General features: G+C 50.1%; 11 protein-coding genes. All 11 read right to left on the reverse strand.

Annotated features, from left to right (window positions below; genetic code table 11):
- Positions 1 to 60: 60 nt before the first annotated feature.
- Positions 61 to 1,161 (reverse strand): DNA alkylation repair protein, encoded by a 1,101-nt coding sequence (locus P2W70_RS33865; protein WP_276486052.1) that lies wholly within the window; start codon positions 1,159 to 1,161, stop codon positions 61 to 63.
- 59 nt (positions 1,162 to 1,220) lie between these two features.
- Positions 1,221 to 2,255: a phosphotriesterase family protein gene (locus P2W70_RS33870; RefSeq protein WP_276486053.1), complete on the reverse strand. Its 1,035-nt coding sequence runs from the start codon at positions 2,253 to 2,255 to the stop codon at positions 1,221 to 1,223.
- A 47-nt stretch (positions 2,256 to 2,302) separates the two neighbouring features.
- Positions 2,303 to 5,548 carry a glycosyl hydrolase gene (locus tag P2W70_RS33875; RefSeq protein WP_276486054.1) on the reverse strand — a complete coding sequence of 1,082 codons (3,246 nt, stop codon included), beginning with the start codon at positions 5,546 to 5,548 and terminating at the stop codon, positions 2,303 to 2,305.
- A 102-nt stretch (positions 5,549 to 5,650) separates the two neighbouring features.
- The gene (locus P2W70_RS33880; RefSeq protein ID WP_276486056.1) at positions 5,651 to 6,691 is read right to left on the reverse strand and encodes a LacI family DNA-binding transcriptional regulator; all 1,041 of its coding nucleotides are present in this window, start codon (positions 6,689 to 6,691) and stop codon (positions 5,651 to 5,653) included.
- Positions 6,692 to 6,742: 51 nt separating this feature from the next.
- The gene (locus P2W70_RS33885) at positions 6,743 to 7,402 is read right to left on the reverse strand and encodes a hypothetical protein (RefSeq protein WP_276486057.1); all 660 of its coding nucleotides are present in this window, start codon (positions 7,400 to 7,402) and stop codon (positions 6,743 to 6,745) included.
- Positions 7,403 to 7,503: 101 nt separating this feature from the next.
- On the reverse strand, positions 7,504 to 9,951 hold the full coding sequence (locus P2W70_RS33890) for a glutaminase family protein (protein ID WP_276486058.1): 2,448 nt from the start codon (positions 9,949 to 9,951) through the stop codon (positions 7,504 to 7,506).
- A gap of 38 nt (positions 9,952 to 9,989) precedes the next feature.
- Positions 9,990 to 11,030, reverse strand: a complete 1,041-nt coding sequence (locus tag P2W70_RS33895) for a glycoside hydrolase family 43 protein (protein WP_276486059.1) — start codon at positions 11,028 to 11,030, stop codon at positions 9,990 to 9,992.
- 15 nt (positions 11,031 to 11,045) lie between these two features.
- Positions 11,046 to 13,118 carry a beta-L-arabinofuranosidase domain-containing protein gene (locus P2W70_RS33900; RefSeq protein ID WP_276486060.1) on the reverse strand — a complete coding sequence of 691 codons (2,073 nt, stop codon included), beginning with the start codon at positions 13,116 to 13,118 and terminating at the stop codon, positions 11,046 to 11,048.
- Between the two features lie 8 nt (positions 13,119 to 13,126).
- Entirely contained in the window at positions 13,127 to 14,974 is a 1,848-nt protein-coding gene (locus P2W70_RS33905) for a glycoside hydrolase family 2 protein (RefSeq protein WP_276486061.1), read from the reverse strand.
- Between the two features lie 103 nt (positions 14,975 to 15,077).
- Positions 15,078 to 15,782 (reverse strand): DUF3823 domain-containing protein, encoded by a 705-nt coding sequence (locus tag P2W70_RS33910; RefSeq protein WP_276486062.1) that lies wholly within the window; start codon positions 15,780 to 15,782, stop codon positions 15,078 to 15,080.
- 40 nt (positions 15,783 to 15,822) lie between these two features.
- Positions 15,823 to 17,706 (reverse strand): RagB/SusD family nutrient uptake outer membrane protein, encoded by a 1,884-nt coding sequence (locus P2W70_RS33915; RefSeq protein WP_276486063.1) that lies wholly within the window; start codon positions 17,704 to 17,706, stop codon positions 15,823 to 15,825.
- Positions 17,707 to 17,711 lie beyond the last annotated feature (5 nt).

Genomic DNA, 17,711 nt, shown 5'->3' on the forward strand with positions numbered 1-17,711 from the left:
AATAAATGCCGGGCCAGTCAACCTGGTCCGGCATTTATTTTACGTGTAATTCGTCGGGCCTTATTTGCTGACCGTAAATTTCTTGCTCGCCAACTCTACCCCGTTAATAACAATGGCTAGGGTATGCTGACCCGCATAGTGCTTGCGGGTGGTAAGGTCTCTGAAGGACTGGGCACGTTTAAATACAACCGGCTTACCGGGTTGGTAGGTATTTTCTGTGATCTTAAATAATTTCCGGCTTCCCTTGCCACCCGACTTGACATAGTCGATACCATATTCTACCCTCAGCTTGATGGGTTGATCTCCCTTATTGATCAGCTCAAAGGTGAAATGCAGGGAATCTCCTATTCCGATGCTCTTATCGGTGATCCTGAGTTTATCAACGACTACTTTGTCGGATACTGCCAGGCCAAACAGCTTCATGGCTTGCGGATTGGCTTTACGCAACAAGGTCCGGCTACCATGTTTGATGATCCAATCGGTGCGGGGTGAGTATCCCTGCCACCGTCGTACAATAGCCAGTACGATATCAGGATTATCCTTAACGATATCATTCAGGTTATTAGCAACACTCTTGCGTACAAACTCTGCAGGATCGTCCTTTAGGTTCTCCAGGATGGGTAGTATGGGCGTCGGATCTTTTTTCAAGGCCGGCAGGGCCATGGCCCAGGGCAGACGCGGCCTGCATCCTTCACTTGAAAGCCGGCGCACGTGCAAACTCTCGTGCTTGGACCACTTAAGCAGCTGTTTCATGGCTTTCGCAGGATAGCGCACAATGAAGGGGCGGACAGCGAATTCACAACTGATGAACTGTGTGATGAATTCGATCGCTTTCATGGAGATGTCGTAATGCTCGATGCCGTACTTTTCTACATATTCCGTCAGGAACATATGTTCCAATCCACCGCGACCGCCCTCTTTGAGAACAGCCTCAATAAATGCATATAGCTGCTTTACTGCCTGCTCATAGGTTGGCGGCATGAACTGGTGTAACGTTTCGGCTATATGCTTCATACGCGCTTTCAATTCGCGCGCTTCCCATTCGTCGTCATGTATCTTTTTAAGAAATTGTTTCTTATCGAAGCCTTTGAGGGTTTTGCCAAGTATGCTGGTCAGCTTGTTGAAAAAGGTATCGTTGTAGAGGTTCTTGAATGGTTCCACCTGCGCCTGATTTAGGCTGCAATATAGGAATTTGGAGCAAGGAGCAGTTGCTCATTGGTCTATGCGCGGCGAATGCCGGTTGTAAATGCCTGTACTGGGTTGTGCACAATGAGTTGATCGATGTCTGCCTGTGAAAACCCTTGTTCCCTGAGTAGGGGCAGCAACTTTGTGAATAGCGCCGTATAACCGACAAACGGCCCTCCATCGGGTTTTTCCGGATCGTACCAGCCCGCGTCATGCGCGACCAATACCCGTTGCAACAATTGCTGTCCTTTAAGCTGGAGCAATGGTTTAACATAGTCGGCCGGATCTCCCCATCCAATTGCATCAAGACTTACCCAGGCTCCTGCCCGGGCCGCCTTTGCCTGTAAATGCAGGTCCGCTTCTTCCTGCGCATGCACCCACACAAAAGCAGCAGATTGTACGCCGGCGGCTTGTAATAGCTCGATTTGTTCGAAAGCGGCAGGCGCTCTGCCGGTATGGGAACAAATCGTAAGGCCGGTAGCCAGGTGTGTGATGGCGGCTGCCCGGACCAGTTTTTGGTGTACAGGTGTCAACTTACCTTCATCCACACTGATCTTGATAAAGCCAGGCCGAACCCCAGAATCCCCAATACCGTCTTTTGCTTCTTTGATCCATCGCGCCGCCAGTTGTTCTGCAGTTTCCGTATGTACCCAGGCTGGCAGGTATTTGTTGTTAAAGGCTCCGTAATAGCCCGTATTGGTTACGATATGCAACCCGCTTTTCTGTGCGACCATTTTCAGCAATAGTGGATCACGCCCTACAAAGGCCGGTGTGCAATCAAAGAAGGTTTTGACACCAGCAGCTTTTACCGCTTCGATAAAAGGCCAAGCTTTGTGAATGACAGCCTCCCGTTCCCAGCGATTTTCATTGATCTTTTCGGCCCCGATAAAATCAACCAGAATATGTTCGTGGATAAGCGTAGTGCCCATTTGGGCTGCTTTAACCGGGCCCAATACCGTCATGAGCGTCCCTTGCGCCTCCGGCCCTTCCCAACGCGTGTTGGCTATAGCACTGGTGGAGAGCAGACCTCCAACTGTTGATGTCAGGAATTGTCGACGGGATAATGGCATGGAGTGAAGATATGTATAATTGCAGGGATCCTGCCGAAGCTTTGCCCCTACTCCTTCATCGACCAAAAAGTAACCGGCCCAACCAGGCCCGAGGGCTGCAGGGGACTATCGGGTTTATAAGGATAGTAAGGCATCCAGCTTTTACGCTGATCAACGGGCTGCCGGCTATCGCCAATAAGCCGGTTCACATAGGTACTGACCACGGTTATTTCGAGTTTGTTCTCACCAGCCTTCAGTGCTGGCGTGATGTCGATTTGCCAGGGAGCCGTCCACAGGGTGCCTAATTCTTTTCCATTCAGCTTCACCTGTGCCAGGTTATATACTACTCCCAGGTTCATCCATGCTTTTTCTCCCTTGGTCAATGTATAACCGGTGAAACTGGTTTTGTAGACTGCCGGACCTGAATAGTATTTAATGTTATCTGCTGATTGCTGGCTCCAATCTTCCAGTTTGTTTAGCACCATAGCCTTTGCCGGCCCACGCATAGCCGTATCAAACTGCACTGTCCATTGCCTGCTGTGCGATTGCAGTGGCTTTAGCTTCGGAAAATTCACTCCAGGGATCTTTCCTATTGCCGGCCGTCTGAATACGATAAAAGCGCTTTGCAATGGCTCCAGTTTCAGGGGAACTACGGTATGCCTTCCCTCGATCCGATATTCAGGTAGCGAACGCATGTCGCCCGTTGTGGCATCCCACCATTCGGGCTGTAAACCCGTCACCCGAAAAGCAGGCTCAAAACCCAATGTCGTTTCGGTTTGGTTCGTGATAAAATAAATCTCCGCCCCGGGAAGCGCCCGATGCGTGTACAGTATCTGGCTGCCGGTATTGCTGATGAAATCAGGGGGTGTCTGCACCAAAGCCAATGCCAGTTTCATCGTCATGTCCCTCAACACCATTCCTTTTCCCAGGGTCGCTTGTTTTGTCTGAATGCCATCTACCCCCTGCCACATTTCGGCAGCGGTGCGCTGCACCTGCATATCGGAAGCAGGATAGTGTTGCAATCCTGGGGCTCTCTTGGGTGGTGCGCCCAATATGGCAGCACCCGCCTGTACCAGTTCTTTGATCTTTACCAATACACCTGGCCGCATCGTTTCAGCAGGCGGAAGTACCAGCAACCGGTACGACATGCCATCCGGCAATACCATACGTCCGTCTTTAACCGTCAGTTTGGCGATAGCTTCCGCATTTATATAGTCGAACTGATAACCAGCCGGCAACTCCGGTTCACGAATGCCCGTCATCTTGGGTGCATCATCTCCGATATAATAAGCGACATCATTCACTGGTTTGCCTTGTTGCAACAGAAAATTGCAGCGTCTGATATAATCGATAAATGCTTTGCTGTAATTGAACCAGGTATTGTGCCGGTTGAATTCTGTACCAAACCAGGCATTCACGCCCGGCTTTTTATCTTCATAAGGCTGGTGAATATAAACGTGTAACAAGGTGTTGTTGATGCCCTCGGTGAAAGACCAGTCGCCCCGTTTTTTCAACATGGCGGGATAACGCCCGAATGAATTTCCTGCGGCAGTAAAGGACTCTGCCGACACTTTTGTTTTGCCGTAAATATGTGCTGCGGAGGAAGCCGCCCTGTTTTCAATACTGCCCAACTCTCCTTCACTCCAAAATTCTCCCGACACTTCATCTGCCTGTCCGCCATATTGCAGGAACTCGGCAGGGAATCCCCAATGGCCATAGTTTTCCAGCCACAACTTCATACCATGCTGATTGGCCTCTGTACGCAGTCCACCTACGTAGTGCGTGGCCACCCTGTCGGCAATAAAGCGCCGCAGGTCCCATAGAAATCGATTGGACAATTCAACACTATTTACTACCCGGCCAGACAACACGGGCAGCCAACGCAAGGGATCGTACCCCATGGCCGTGTGGAAATCTGCCGCCATATCGTCTGTCCAGTTCTGTGACCCCGTTTCGTAACTATCGGCAACCAGCCACTTTAATGCAGCCCGGTGCTCTGGCGCGATACGTTGTTGTATGGTGCCTGCAAAGGCACTAAAATGCTTTGGCAGCATGGCACGGTTCATTTTATCGACTTCCAGCCCCTTGCCTGCCGGGCTGGCAGGCGCATTGGTAACACCGGTAGGTACCATCCCATACCGCACAATGATCCAATCGCCTTTCGGTACATTCCAATGCAAAGTGCCATTGGGGGAAAGTTGCCGTGTAAGATCCATGACTTTATTGGCATCGATCACCAGGTCTTTCGATTCCGGTTCCGGTTGATTGCTCCATTGGTATTCCCTCCAGGCCGGTAAAGGAGACTGATACATCTTAGCCAACTGCTTCTCCATATAGTGATCGATCACGGGGGAGGCAGCCAGCTTAATCTCCGCCAGGCCGGCCTTTCCTTTGATGGCACTGATCACCAGTCTGAAGACTTTTGCCGTAGTAGTAGGAAATGAAATTGCTACGGGGGCATAGGGCAGGAACCCTACATTGAGTTGGGGATTGGAACGGTCCAGTTCCAGTTCATCGACCGTGGTAAACGAACTTCCGTCTCCCGCTTGCAATTGCACGTGTGCGCGGAAAGGGGTAGCCGCGGGATACAATACCATACTGCGGGCAGTAAAGGCTTTTGTTACCGTAAGGTTTATGGTTATTTCCTGTGTGTTGGCGGGAAACAAGACTTCTGAAGCTGGATCTCTATCAGTCAGATTGATAGTGTTGCTCAACACAATCGAGCTAGCAACTACGGGATTGTACAGCGCGATCTCTTCCTGGTCCATGGCGGGGGCCGGATAGGCCATCACTGCCACTGGCTGAAAATCTGGCCGCTCCACCTGTAGAGGCAAGGAAATCCGCTTGGGACCCTTAACCCGCCATTCAACAGCAGTAAGGTACCGCATGCTTTGTGCAGGCTTGATCCAGGGCCCGCCAGACTGGCTCCATCCCGGGCCATTGAACAGGCCAATTTCTATACCGTGTTGCGAAGCGGAACGTACGGCGGCATCCGTAGCAGCCCACCAGGTATCGGAAAATAAGGGAGCATCGCCATAAGGCAGTTCTTCCGGTGGGTTTCCAATATTGCCGATAAATGCACGACCAATGCCCACGTGCTGCATCGCTTCGATATCTTTCACCACACCTTCGGGAGATACATGATCGTTCATCCAATACCAATACACACCGGGTTTTACGGAGTCCGGAGGTACGCTGAATCCACTTTCCAGCGGACTGAGCGGTTTTTTGGCCAACGGTATTTTTTGCGCCTTCAAGAGCGCGGGGCAAATGATCAGCAAAGCGCTGAATGCATAGGGCTTTAATGATAACATGACCCCCGTAAGATACTGCGAATTTGTGAGCCGGTAAATCCGGATCGGGAATTAGCCATTGCTTTGGCGGCAAACGTCCTACAGTCCTGAAAAGAAAACAACTCAGCTTCGTATCAGCCCTTGTAGGTTGGAAGATTGACGTACGATGATGGCCGGCTCCAGTACGAGTTTGCGGGGCGGCGCTTTGAGTGATACTTTTTTATGCAGCAGATCGAAAAACAACGCTGCTGCTTCCTCCCCCATCCGTTCGGTATGCTGGTTGACGGTTGAAAGCGACGGTGTCAGGTATTCACTAAACATTTCGTTGGCAAAACCAATGATTGCGATCTGCTGTGGGATCTGCAGGCCAGCTTCTTTGATGGCTTGCATTGCCCCCAGGGCGGTAAAATCTTCCACTGCAAAGACAGCATCCGGCAGCAAGGGCAACAACTTATTCATACATTCCCTCCCCGACTCGATGCTCACTTTGCCATATACGATCAGGTCATCGTCGACCGCAATATTGTGCACATTCAGCGCATCGATATACCCCCGTAAGCGCTGATTGAAATTCGCCACGTGTTGTTGTCCGCCGATATGTGCGATACGACGGCAGCCCTGTTGTATAAGGTGCGTAGTAGCATCGAAGGCCCCCTGGTAGTCGTTCACCACCACGGCAGGTACCTGCAGGGATTCATGCGCCCGATCAAACAGCACCAGCGGAATGCCTTTGGCTTTCAGGTCGGCGTAATGCTTGAGGTTGATCGATTCTTTCGAAATGGAAGCCAGCACCCCATCGACGCGCGAATTAACAAAGGTTTGTACAGCCTTCTTTTCCAGCTCGTACAATTCATTGCTTTGGTACAGCAACACGTTGTAATCATTCCTGCTGGCCACTTTCTCGATACCATGAATCACCGATCCAAAGAAATTGATCTCGGCACTGGGAATGATCACCCCAATGATCTTTGACCGGCCCGACCGCAAAGAAGAGGCTATTTTATTGGGCTGGTAATTCATTCGCCTGGCGGCTGCCTTCACGGCTTCCCGCGTAGCATCGCTGATCGCCGGATGATCATTCAATGCCCGAGATACGGTGGCTGCCGCCACATTTAGCTCGCGAGCGATATCAAGTATGGTTATTCTTACTGTAGGTTCACTCATGCCGGTAAGTTGATCAATATTGGATGGTTTACGCAGGGCGGAAACCCGGCGTTACTGAGCTTCCAGTGCCTTGATCAGCCGGATCACCTCTTCCCGTTGATTGAAATCGACTGGATTGGCCTTCAGGTATTCGCCCAGCCATTTCTTTTTATCCGGCACCAGCTTGCCCAATTGCTGCGGGTTGGAGAGTTTGGTGTAAGTATTGTCCTTTCGGAGCAAATAAACGGTTTTAGTAGTCACTTTGTATTCTTCAGGCAGTTGAAGCGCGTATACCGTACCTGCACCATGCAGGCTTTTCATGACGTTGGAGGAAGAAGTCGCCGTGGTAGATCCGTACCCGGAAGAAACGCCTTGTTCTTCCACGGAACCAATATAGTCTGCATAGACAGGGTAGGTAGTGCCGGCAACCCATTCATAAAACTTTTTGTTGACGGGAATAAATTTGCGCCCCTGAATGATGACCGAGTCGATCGATTGTGGATTCGCAATAGCCAATGGCTGGCCGTTGTTGTCGAAGATCATTTCATAGGTAAGGGTATTGTAGTTGAGCTTTCGATCGGACACTTCGCCGGAATGAAGGTAAACCTTGCCTGGAGCAAACTGATCGAATACATAATGTGAAAGACGGGAGCCCAGTACCTGGTTGGCAGATTGGGCCTGCGTCGACAATTGCGTCAACGCGAGCAATAGCAGATAGCAGATCTTTTTCATAGACAAGAATCGTTTTGGCTTGCCCGGACATTCAGATCCGGTCGTATGGTTAAGAATAATGATCCTCGTGCGAGACTAAGCCCCACACGAGGATCACCGGTTTATTTATCCAACAGTTTGATAAAATAGCCCCCTACCACACTACGGGCCTGAAACCCGACTTGTTTTCCATTGGTCGTCTCGTGCCAATCACACAGCGGTACCCGGGTAGTTGTTTCAGCAGCATATTTATATAGGGGCTCTACCAGGGCATTCCAATCTGCCCGGTTATTGGTCAGCGCAGCTGTCCACATGATCCAGTCTGACTTCGTGTAGGTCTTTCGGCTGTCGAGCGGCAATCCATAAGTTTGTTGCTTGGTGAGATAGTATTTAATTTCTTTCTCATATACTTCTTTTGGGAATACATTCAAATGAAGTAGCTTATCCCACACCAGGTTATACTTTTGACTCCAGCTACCCGGACGGCCAAATGCGAGGGTGTAGTGATCACCATCACCGGCCAGCTGCATCCAGCGTTTTGCCATTGCCACTGCCGTGTCATGGTATCTTTGTTCTGTAGCCTTATCACCAAGCTGGCCAGCCAGCATTGCATATCCCGCAATACCCATGATCGCTTTTACCGACAGGTTGGCGTTGCGCGCCAGGTGACCGGCAAAATCATCCGTACATAATTGATTGGCAGGATCAAATCCATCCTTTACCAGGTATCCCACCCAGGTGCTCAGGGTATTCCAGTGTTGCTTCGCATAGTTGGCATTTCCTTCCGCTTTCGCGATGGCTGCAGTCAGGATGATCATATTACCTGCTTCTTCCACGGGCATGTCTTCACCATACAATTGTCCATTGGCCAACGGATAGGTGCCCAGATCATGTGCCGGAAAGGGCTTTGTCCATTTACCGCTTTCACTGTAATAGAAAATACCGTTGAGCATGCCTTTCAGCAGATCGGGATTATAGGCCAGGTATAAAGGAGCCGAAGGATAGGTTACATCAACTGTATTGATGCAGCCATTGCTATAGTTCTCCTTGGAAAGGAAAAGGATATCGCCTTTAGTATCTTTCAACACTTTATGGGCCGATACACTTTGACGATAGGCGAGCTCACACAGCTGCGCATATTGCTCACCACCGGCGCGCAGGGTTTCGTCATAGAGTTTCTTGTTAAATTGGTTGCATTTTTCAAGAACCATTGTTTGCTCTTTGGCTGCTTTACCTAACTCCTGCTCGATGGTCGAGCCATTCTGTGCCCACCAGGCCTTCAGGTTCTGGCCAAAGTATTGAATGGCATACACGTCATCGTACCCGATCAGGAAGGTGCGTACCATCTCGTTGCCCCTGGCGGCAGTTCCGCTGAGTACCGTATTTACATAGAGTTGTTTTCCTTCCAGCTTGGTAGCGCGCTTGACCATCGCCGGGCTGAACGCGCTCATAGCACCGGAGAAGGTTGATACCCATTGCTTAGGCTGGTCTTTTTCTGCCGCTGCCACATAGAGATATCCCCAATCGATGCGTAGGTCATCACCCTTTTTCTTTAAGATCGGTTGTTCGAGGGTTCCTACTTTCAGGATACCCAAACCCTGTGCATTGTATTGTTCCGCCACAACCGGCTGCGCGGGTGTATTGGTGGCCAAGGCAGAAGAAGCGCCCAGGTAGACCTGTACCGTGTGCTTAGCGCCATCAGCGGAACTGACAGCCGTTTGTACATAGGTAACCGGCCTCGACAGCAGGTCAATATTATCTGGCAGTAAGGGAGAAGTAAAAGTGAGCTTGAGTTTCGTACCACCTGCTGTAAACTGGTAAATGGTTTGCGTAGCGTTGACCGTTACGCTCTCCTGCTTTGCCAGCTGCATGTTACCACCAGGTTGCTCTTTGGGCTCGCTGACGATACCAGCATCGAGCCAGGCCCCGCCTGCCGTGTTAGCGACATGAATGGCCAGTACATTCTTTCCCTTCACCAGTTTACTGGCAGCTGCTTCGGGAATAGCGAAATACTGGAACTTATTGAGCCAGCCTACATGGCTGTAAATTTTCTCTCCATTAAGGTATACCTCTGTATTGTCGTCGTGGTTGAGTTTCAACAACAGTTTCCGCAGATCGGCTGTGCTTTCCAATTCAAACGTACGGCGCACCCAGATGTTCCTGCTTCTCCACAACGTGCCGCCAGCCTCGCGGTTATCTGTAAAGGGAGCGGCGCCTTTTTTCCAACTACCTTCATCAAAGGAAGTAGTCATCCAACCTGTCGGCGGTTCACTTTCTGTGTAGGCAAAGTCATAAGCCTGCTCATCGGAGGCTGGCAATACGGATTGGTAAACTTTTTCCGGCGCACCCATAAAGCGATACACCTTGCCATCTACATTGATCAGGCCAATCAATGATTGATCAGCGCCCGTCCAATGTTTCGTAGGCATTGCATTCAATTCATTCGTGGTCGACCATACGCTGAAATAGGGATCGTGCGTGATCAGGGGGTAAGCAGGCGCACGCATCTCCTGTGCGTTTATGCTGCCGAGTTGCATCATCAAACATCCTATGGCCAGTGCTTTTTTCATTTGTAAGCTTTCTATTTTGTAGTAATTTCTTTTCGTGATCAGGGTTGTGCAGGCACCGGGACGGGTATGCCTTCTTTAACAGGCTCTCCAAACTGTGGCATACCCGCTGCGTCCCAGGTAAATGGCTGAGCCCGCGGAGAGCGAAACCCGCCACATCCCTGCCCCGGTGCACTATTGGCGTGGTAAAGGATCCAATCCTGCTTACCATCCGGTGATTTGAAAAAGGAGTTATGTCCGGGTGCATATACGTCGTTCTCCTTCGATTGCCTGAACAATGTAATAGGGTGTTTCTTCCAACTGGTAACCTCCAGCAGGTTGTCCTTGCCGGTGAAGCTCAGCAAACCGAGAGCGTAGAAATCTGTCCAGCAACCACTGGCCGAAAACACAATGAAAAGCCGTTCCCCATGTATGAGCGCCTGCGGCCCCTCGTTTACATTGACATGTGGTGGATTGCCGCCCAGGTCTCCATGTTTTTCCCACTCGAACTGAGGGGCACTGATGCGCACCCGCTGTCCTTCGATGGTCCAGGGATTGCTCATCTTGGCAATATAAATATCCTGCTGGCCGTTCGTGTCTCCTTCCCAGCCCGACCAGATCATATACAGCTGGTTCTTCCAGGTAAATACATCTCCATCGATGGCCCATTTATCGGCAGGATCGGCCACTTTCGCTTTAAAGACCCATTCACCTTCCATCGGATCGGCAGACGCATTCTCCAATGCATACATGCGGTGATTATCGTTGCGACCGTCATCGGCCGCGAAATAAGCATACCACTTGCCTTGCAGGAAATGAATCTCAGGCGCCCACAATTCTTTTGAATACATCGTGTTGGCGGGCGGCCGGTAGATCGTTTTGCGCTGTGCCGTCTTGAGGTCGGCCAGGCTTTTTGTCTTCCACAGGTCTATCCGGTTACCAGTCGTATGCGTATAATAATAGTAGCCATCCTTGTAGAACGAAAAAGGGTCGGCTCCGGAGGTTAACAAAGGATTGGTAAAAGTAGCGCCGGGGGTTTGGGCCAGCGCACCTTTACCTGCGACGTAAACTAAACATAAAACTAAAAGCCATCTACGGTTCATGTCCTTGTATTTATCTTACCGTACCACCGGAAAGGAAGCTATCCGCAAGCGGGCTGCCCCCATAGGTACAAGTGTCAATGCTGTAACTGGTGCAGTAGTCGCCACCGGGCTCTGGGGTAACAAGCCACACAAACCATATTGATCGATGGTCCAGGCAGGTATCTGTTTGCCCTTTGCTTTCAATACGATCGGTACATTGGTCTGCGTAAAGGGATTGTTGTCCTTTGGCCAGTTTTTCCGTACCACTGTAAACTGCTTGTCCAGGGACTGTTCGTTGAGCAACAACCCATAGTTCCAGTCGTTGTCAGGAAAGATCTCGAATGATGGCCATTTGGCCGGATCTGCCTGTTCCTGCCATTTAGAATCTCCGATGGCGGTTTCCTTACTGTCCTTCTTTTCGTATCGCTCGTTGATCAGCAGTGAATAAGTAATAGGCCCGCGGTTGATGCTTACACTGTTCTTGTTTTTTTCCCAGGTGCGTAGCTTTAGCTGCATTGGCAGTTCAAGGGTTACCTGGTCGTTGTTCTTCCACTCGTTGTTTAGCTTAACATAACCGCCGGGCATCGGTTGAAAGGTAACCTGCTTGCCGTTTACCTTCACCACGGGTTGCTGGCACCATTCGGGTAGCCGGAGGTACAACGGGAAGGTGTTAGCCTTGGCGGTTTTCACCGTCAAATTCACCGCCTCTTCAAACGGATAACGTGTGTTTTCTACGATTGTCACGGTAGCTCCCGCTCCAACTTTTGCTGTTACCTGTCCATCGACATATAACTGTGCAGCCAATCCGTTATCGGGTGTAGCCATCCAGCTGTTCTCTGCGTAGTATACCCAGCCAGCCGCATGATTGTGCTGGCAGCAACGACTACTGAATGGATTCATCATCAGGAAGGGACCATTGTTGTCTATACCCGGTGCATGGTTCTTGCTATCGCTCACCACCATATTGGGGGCTGTGAGATAACGGAGCGAACGATAGTCCGGCATAAATGCTGCAGGAAAGGTATTGAAGGCAACATCCTCACAATTCTCCGCCCATTTTGTATCCCCGGTATACCAGAGCAACATCTGATCCGAGGTCATTTGCTCCACCATACCACAGGTCTCCACCAGTTGACGCGGATCGTCGTATCCCTTGCGGGCATTTTCGTCGGCGCCAAACATACCGCCAGGAACCTGTCCGTAGATATCGCGTATCAACCTGAAATTATCGTACGAAGCCTTCAGGTCGGTTTCATTGCGGCTGAGCATAGCATATTGTGCCGGCTCGCGGAAACACTGCGCCACGTTTACATTGTGCCAGTTGGGCAGGTTGGTGGTCTGGCGCCAGTTGGCAGTATTGTTGTGCAGCTTGGTGACCAGATCCATCAACCAGCTTTCTCCGGTTCGGTTGTACAGCCAGTATACACTGTAAATATTGTCACCACCGCGGCTGTTTTCCCAGTAATCTTCCAGCAACTGATCATCGGCCAGCGACAACTGCCATTTGAAGTATTTACTCATCAGTTGCAATACCCGATCATCGTTGGAATATTCGTAGTAGGATTGCAGGCACCAAAGCATAGGCATATTGGTCCACAGGTCGCGTTTTCCATGGCGGGTAACCAGCGGGCCAAAATCACCATCTGCCCGTTGGTTGTCGATGGCCGCATCAAGCCAGAACTTTGCCTCCCTGATCATCTTCACATCCTGCAACATGTATCCGATATTGGCATATCCTTTCAGCCAGTAGGGCAATTCTTCCCAGCCATATTTTCCTTTGCCGTCTTTGTGCAGCCAGGCATTGTCCTGCCGAGACAACCAGATACTGATCTCTCCCAGTTGCCCGGTAAGGCCATCTCTTTGCAACTCCATTACCTTGCGCAGCCAACCGCCAGGTTTCACTGCTGTAACGGGCAGCTTTACAAAGTATTGTTGTTGCAGGGGCGCTTTATTACTGGCATAATACTGATTTCGTACAGCGTTATCGGGCTTGCGTACAACCTCCGCCTTCAGGGCTGTTTGCGCGTGCAGGGAGGCAGTCAGGGAAAAGCATAAACAAGCCGTTGCAACGATATGCTTTTTGTTCTTGTTCCACATAGTATCGGGCATATCTTTCATTATTTCATGGTCACGAGGTTGATATCGTATAACTTCTTATGCACTTCTTTCAGGCGTTGCACAGGTATTTTGAACACCTTGCGGTCGTAGGTGAGCAAACCATTGGTTTCAACCTCCACGTCTGTCGTTTGCGTATACACAGCAGCCGACAGTCCCTTTTTGATCAGTGCGGGAAATTTGTCGATGAGCTGTGCATAATTGGTTGCCAGTTCATCCTGGCTCTTGAAACTGCGGTATCCCCAGTTGTTCTTATCCTGCCAGGTATGGCCTTCGAGTGGTAAGCCAAGGCCACCAAACTCACCCAATACGATCACATACTTATTTCCGTATATATCGGCACTGGGCATAGCAGGCTGCGGATAATTGTGCAGATCGATGATATGTCCCGCAGCATGGAAATTACCACCACTGGCTGTGTTGACCAGGCGAGAAGGATCAAGTTTGCTGGTCCAGTCAACGATTTCTTTGGTTTTGAACTGTCCCCAGGCTTCGTTAAATGGTACCCACACGATGATGCTGGGGAAATTGTGCAGTGATTCCATGATCGCCTGCCATTCGGTACGGTAGATCTTCTCAGAAGCTGCACTGCGCTCCATATCATATCCGATACCTTCTATAGCCGGGCGAGGTTCCCAGCGGGCACCCAGATCACCGCTTGGCATATCCTGCCATACCAGCATACCCAGCTGATCGCAATGGTAATACCAGCGGGCAGGCTCCACCTTCACGTGTTTGCGGATCATGTTGAAGCCCATTTCCTTTGTTTGCACGATATCGAATTTCAAGGCTTCATCAGTCGGCGCAGTATAAAGACCATCGGGCCACCAACCCTGATCGAGGGGGCCGTATTGGAATACAAATCGATTGTTGAGCAACATGCGCTGGATGCCGTTGGCATCAGCAGCCATGGATATTTTACGCATGGCGAAATAACTGTCTGCCTCATCTACCACTTTCCCACTGCGCAGCACCTGCACTTTCAGACCATAGAGGAAGGGAGACTCGGGCGTCCACAGTTTGGGATTATCGATGACCGCTTTTACCGGCTGTCCGGCAGCGGTACTGTATTCGTTCAATTTAGCAGCTCCATCGAGGATAGTCACTTTTACCAGGTCGCCGCTTTGTGCATTGGCTACATTCGTCTCTACGGAAATGGTTTTGTTGTCAATGTCCGGTGTCTGGCGGGTCGTTACAATATGTGTTTTAGCCACCGTTTCGAGCCACACCGTTTGCCAGATACCGGTTACCGGGGTGTACCAGATACCGTTTGGCTTTTTTACTTGTTTGCCGCGGGGCTGAGGGCCTTCATCCGAAGGATCCCATACGGAAACAGCAAATTCCTGTTCTTTACTTTTCTTCAGAAAAGGAGTAATATCGACCGAGAATGGATCAAAGCCACCTTCGTGGGTGGCAGCCTGCTGGCCATTCACATAGATGGTACAGCGCCAATCAACAGCACCGAAATGAAGTAATATTTGCTGATCCTTTTTAGCAGCAGGAATAGCGATCAGTCGTTTATACCACAGTACACTGTCTTTTCCCACTGTTTTACCAACTCCCGACAAGGCCGACTCAACTGCATAAGGTACCAGGATGTTTCCAGCGAAGGAAGCAGGCAAGGTGGATTCCTGTGCTTTGGGCAGAATGGCGTACTGCCACAGGCCGTTGAGGTTTTGCCAGTTTTTGCGTACCAGCTGCGGCCGGGGATATTCGGGCAGCGGAGCAGCAGGATTTACATTTGCCGACCATTGGGTCGTAATATGACCTGGCACAACTTGCCAGCTTTGTTGGGAATAGAGGCTACCGGTCAGTAATAACAGCAGTAAGAAGACGGGTACACGTTGCATGATAAATGTAATTGATTTGAACCTTAAATCTATTGAATAAATGGGAATTAAATAGGTTTAAAAGCCATCAGGCAGCTCGGGTCCACCTGATGGCTAAATGGTTTTAGAATGTGATTTTCTGGATTGGACTATACAGACGATCTTCCACTCCGGCGATCTTCACACCTACACGCGCAAAAACATAATTCTGTGCCGGGGTCATGGATGGGATAGCTACACTTAATTGCAGGTTGTTGAGGTCGGTAGCCCCATTCACCGTAGAATCTTTTCGCTGTACCTGCATATTCCCGTTCGAGCCGACAATAGTGGTTTTGTTGATATACAAGGATACCGATTCAATATTGCGTGCATTGGCATCCGTAATGATCTTTTCGATCTTCACGGTGGCACTTACCCGCCCATTGGCCTGGGAGAATTGTGCATTGCGTACCATGTAGTAAGGCACTACTTCGATGTCGAGGATCTGGTTACCTTTCAGATCGACCAGGAGCGTATCCTTGGCAGCACCTGCTTCTTTCAGCATCCACGGACCCTCATTTTTAGGGATCACCAATTTGTAGTTGGCATTGAACAACACAGCGGAGAAATTCCCTTCCTGGGTGATCTGCACATCGATCGGAGCATACAATCCCCAGCCGGATTCCCAGAGCTGAAAGCGCACCTGGTTCTGTTCTACCATGATTGGTTGTCCCTGGTAGGTGATCCGGCCTTTGAAAGTAGTACCGGGCGGATCGAAATTGTCTTTCTTGCAAGCGGAGAATACCACCAGCAAGGCAGGTATAGCGAGATAATTGATGATTCGTTTCATGAAATATCGTTTAATAGCTTCTAGTATTGGGTTGGCTATCCTATTGATTGGGATTACGTACGATCTTCGGATTGCGGTTGATCACGTTATCCCCAATAAAGGAATAATAATTTCCAAGTCTGAAACGGTCGGAAGCCGTCACGCGATTGGGTAATACTTCTTTGAAAATATACTTCGCATGGTTGGGTCCACCGGGATCATGGATCTTGTAAGGCCATAGTCCCCAGGGCTGCGTATTGCGTTTGGTAGCCACACCCAGGTTGGCCGTAAGATCCGACGCGGAAATCGCATTCCCATCCCATACAATATGTGCCAGTCGCCAACGCTTCATATCGAACAGGTACTGTCCCTCAAAAGCCAGCTCTACCCTACGCTCATGAACGATGCGATCGAACGTGACATCTCCTGCAACAAGCGGCATGGTAAGGCCTGCTCTTGCGCGCACCGTATTCAGGTAACCAGCTGCTGCCGCTTTATCATTCAATTCAAAGGCAGCCTCTGCAGCGATCAGGTAGATCTCTCCAAGACGGTAACGAACAAACCAAACTTCGCTGTTTACGCCACGCTGGCCAGATCCCACAGAAGGGTCCATATATTTACGGACATAGAAACCGGTTTGGGCGCTGAATTGATAACCATTGATAGGACCATCATAACCAACTGCCTGTACATCTACATTGTTTACCTTTTGGGTTCCACCGGGCAGGTCCGATGTTACGACTGTACCATTTGCCAGTTGCAATCCAGCCCAGATGTCTACCCCTTTTCCTTTAAAAGTAGTGCCAGGCAGTATCACAGTGCCAGCAAGGCGCGCATCACGTCCCGCAAAGATCTCAGTCGGCGTCGTGTAGTAGATATAGTTGCTCCCGCTTTTTGTGGGCAGCGGCGCAAACGTGTTGTCCAACTTCTCGAATTGCTGTACCAGGTTGAGTGAAGGGTTGAGGCGGCCGCCTTCCTGCTCTTCCGCTGTATAGCGTGGCTGGTTGACAAGCGTGAACCCGTGCACTTTACCGCTCTGCAACTTGTAGTCTTCCACGAAGATCACTTCGTTGTTGTTCGACTTATCATAGAACAGGGCTGCAAAATTCTCAGACAGGTCTGGCTTTTTATTATACAAGGCATAGGCGCCTGCTTTGCCTTCCAGCAGGTCTTTGGCTGCCTGCAACGCTTTCTGATAGTAACCATTGGCTTTTTCACCAGGAATGCTTACTTCCAGCCCAGGCAGGGCCACCTGCGGTGTGGTAGCGCCGTACTTCGCTATGGATCCGGCATACAAAGCCGCTCTTGCCTGCATGGCCAACACGGCACCTTTTGTAGCTCTTGATTTTTCGCCGATATTGGTAGGCACCAGATCCTTGATGGCCTCCGCCTCGCTGATCACGAAATCATAGATCTCATGTTCTTTGGCACGAGGGTGTTGGAGGTAGGAAGGATCCCCGCTGAAGTCATATTGCTCAGGTTCCAGGATCAACGGTACCCCGCCCATTCGTTTCGCCATTTCAAAATAGTAAGAGGCACGCAGAAAGCGGGCTTCTGCGCCGAGGCGGTTACGATCAGCCTCATTGATCTTGGTAGCCGCTGCACATTTCTTAATAAACAGGTTCATGTCACGTACATAACCATAGTCCCAGGTACCCCAATCACCGTAACCCCATTCTGAATTGGTGACACGTCCATACTGACCGTTATCAGAAGGAAAAGCATCGTTAAGATTAACCATGCTGGCCCAATCCTCAACTGACTCCATATCCCAATAGCGATTGTACAAGTTACCCAACAGCGAAAGTGCCAATGATGGATCACTCCACATTTGTTCTTCACTGAACAGGTTGGTAGGTTGTTTATTGAGGAAAGCGTCGTCTTTCAGACAACCGGTCATAGAAGTTGCCAGTGCTATATAAGTGATCGTTATTAACTTTTTCATTGAGC

The sequence above is a fragment of the Paraflavitalea pollutisoli genome (assembly GCF_029360705.1).
In the GTDB taxonomy this organism is placed as follows: Bacteria; Bacteroidota; Bacteroidia; order Chitinophagales; family Chitinophagaceae; genus Paraflavitalea; species Paraflavitalea pollutisoli.

Bases quoted from the DNA above. Each gene is read 5' to 3' on its own strand.
- P2W70_RS33895 (WP_276486059.1), bottom strand. From the start codon at position 11,030: ATGAACCGTAGATGGCTTTTAGTTTTATGTTTAGTTTACGTCGCAGGT.
- P2W70_RS33900 (WP_276486060.1), bottom strand. From the start codon at position 13,118: ATGCCCGATACTATGTGGAACAAGAACAAAAAGCATATCGTTGCAACG.
- P2W70_RS33875 (WP_276486054.1), bottom strand. From the start codon at position 5,548: ATGTTATCATTAAAGCCCTATGCATTCAGCGCTTTGCTGATCATTTGC.
- P2W70_RS33905 (WP_276486061.1), bottom strand. From the start codon at position 14,974: ATGCAACGTGTACCCGTCTTCTTACTGCTGTTATTACTGACCGGTAGC.
- P2W70_RS33870 (WP_276486053.1), bottom strand. From the start codon at position 2,255: ATGCCATTATCCCGTCGACAATTCCTGACATCAACAGTTGGAGGTCTG.
- P2W70_RS33880 (WP_276486056.1), bottom strand. From the start codon at position 6,691: ATGAGTGAACCTACAGTAAGAATAACCATACTTGATATCGCTCGCGAG.
- P2W70_RS33890 (WP_276486058.1), bottom strand. From the start codon at position 9,951: ATGAAAAAAGCACTGGCCATAGGATGTTTGATGATGCAACTCGGCAGC.
- P2W70_RS33910 (WP_276486062.1), bottom strand. From the start codon at position 15,782: ATGAAACGAATCATCAATTATCTCGCTATACCTGCCTTGCTGGTGGTA.
- P2W70_RS33885 (WP_276486057.1), bottom strand. From the start codon at position 7,402: ATGAAAAAGATCTGCTATCTGCTATTGCTCGCGTTGACGCAATTGTCG.
- P2W70_RS33915 (WP_276486063.1), bottom strand. From the start codon at position 17,706: ATGAAAAAGTTAATAACGATCACTTATATAGCACTGGCAACTTCTATG.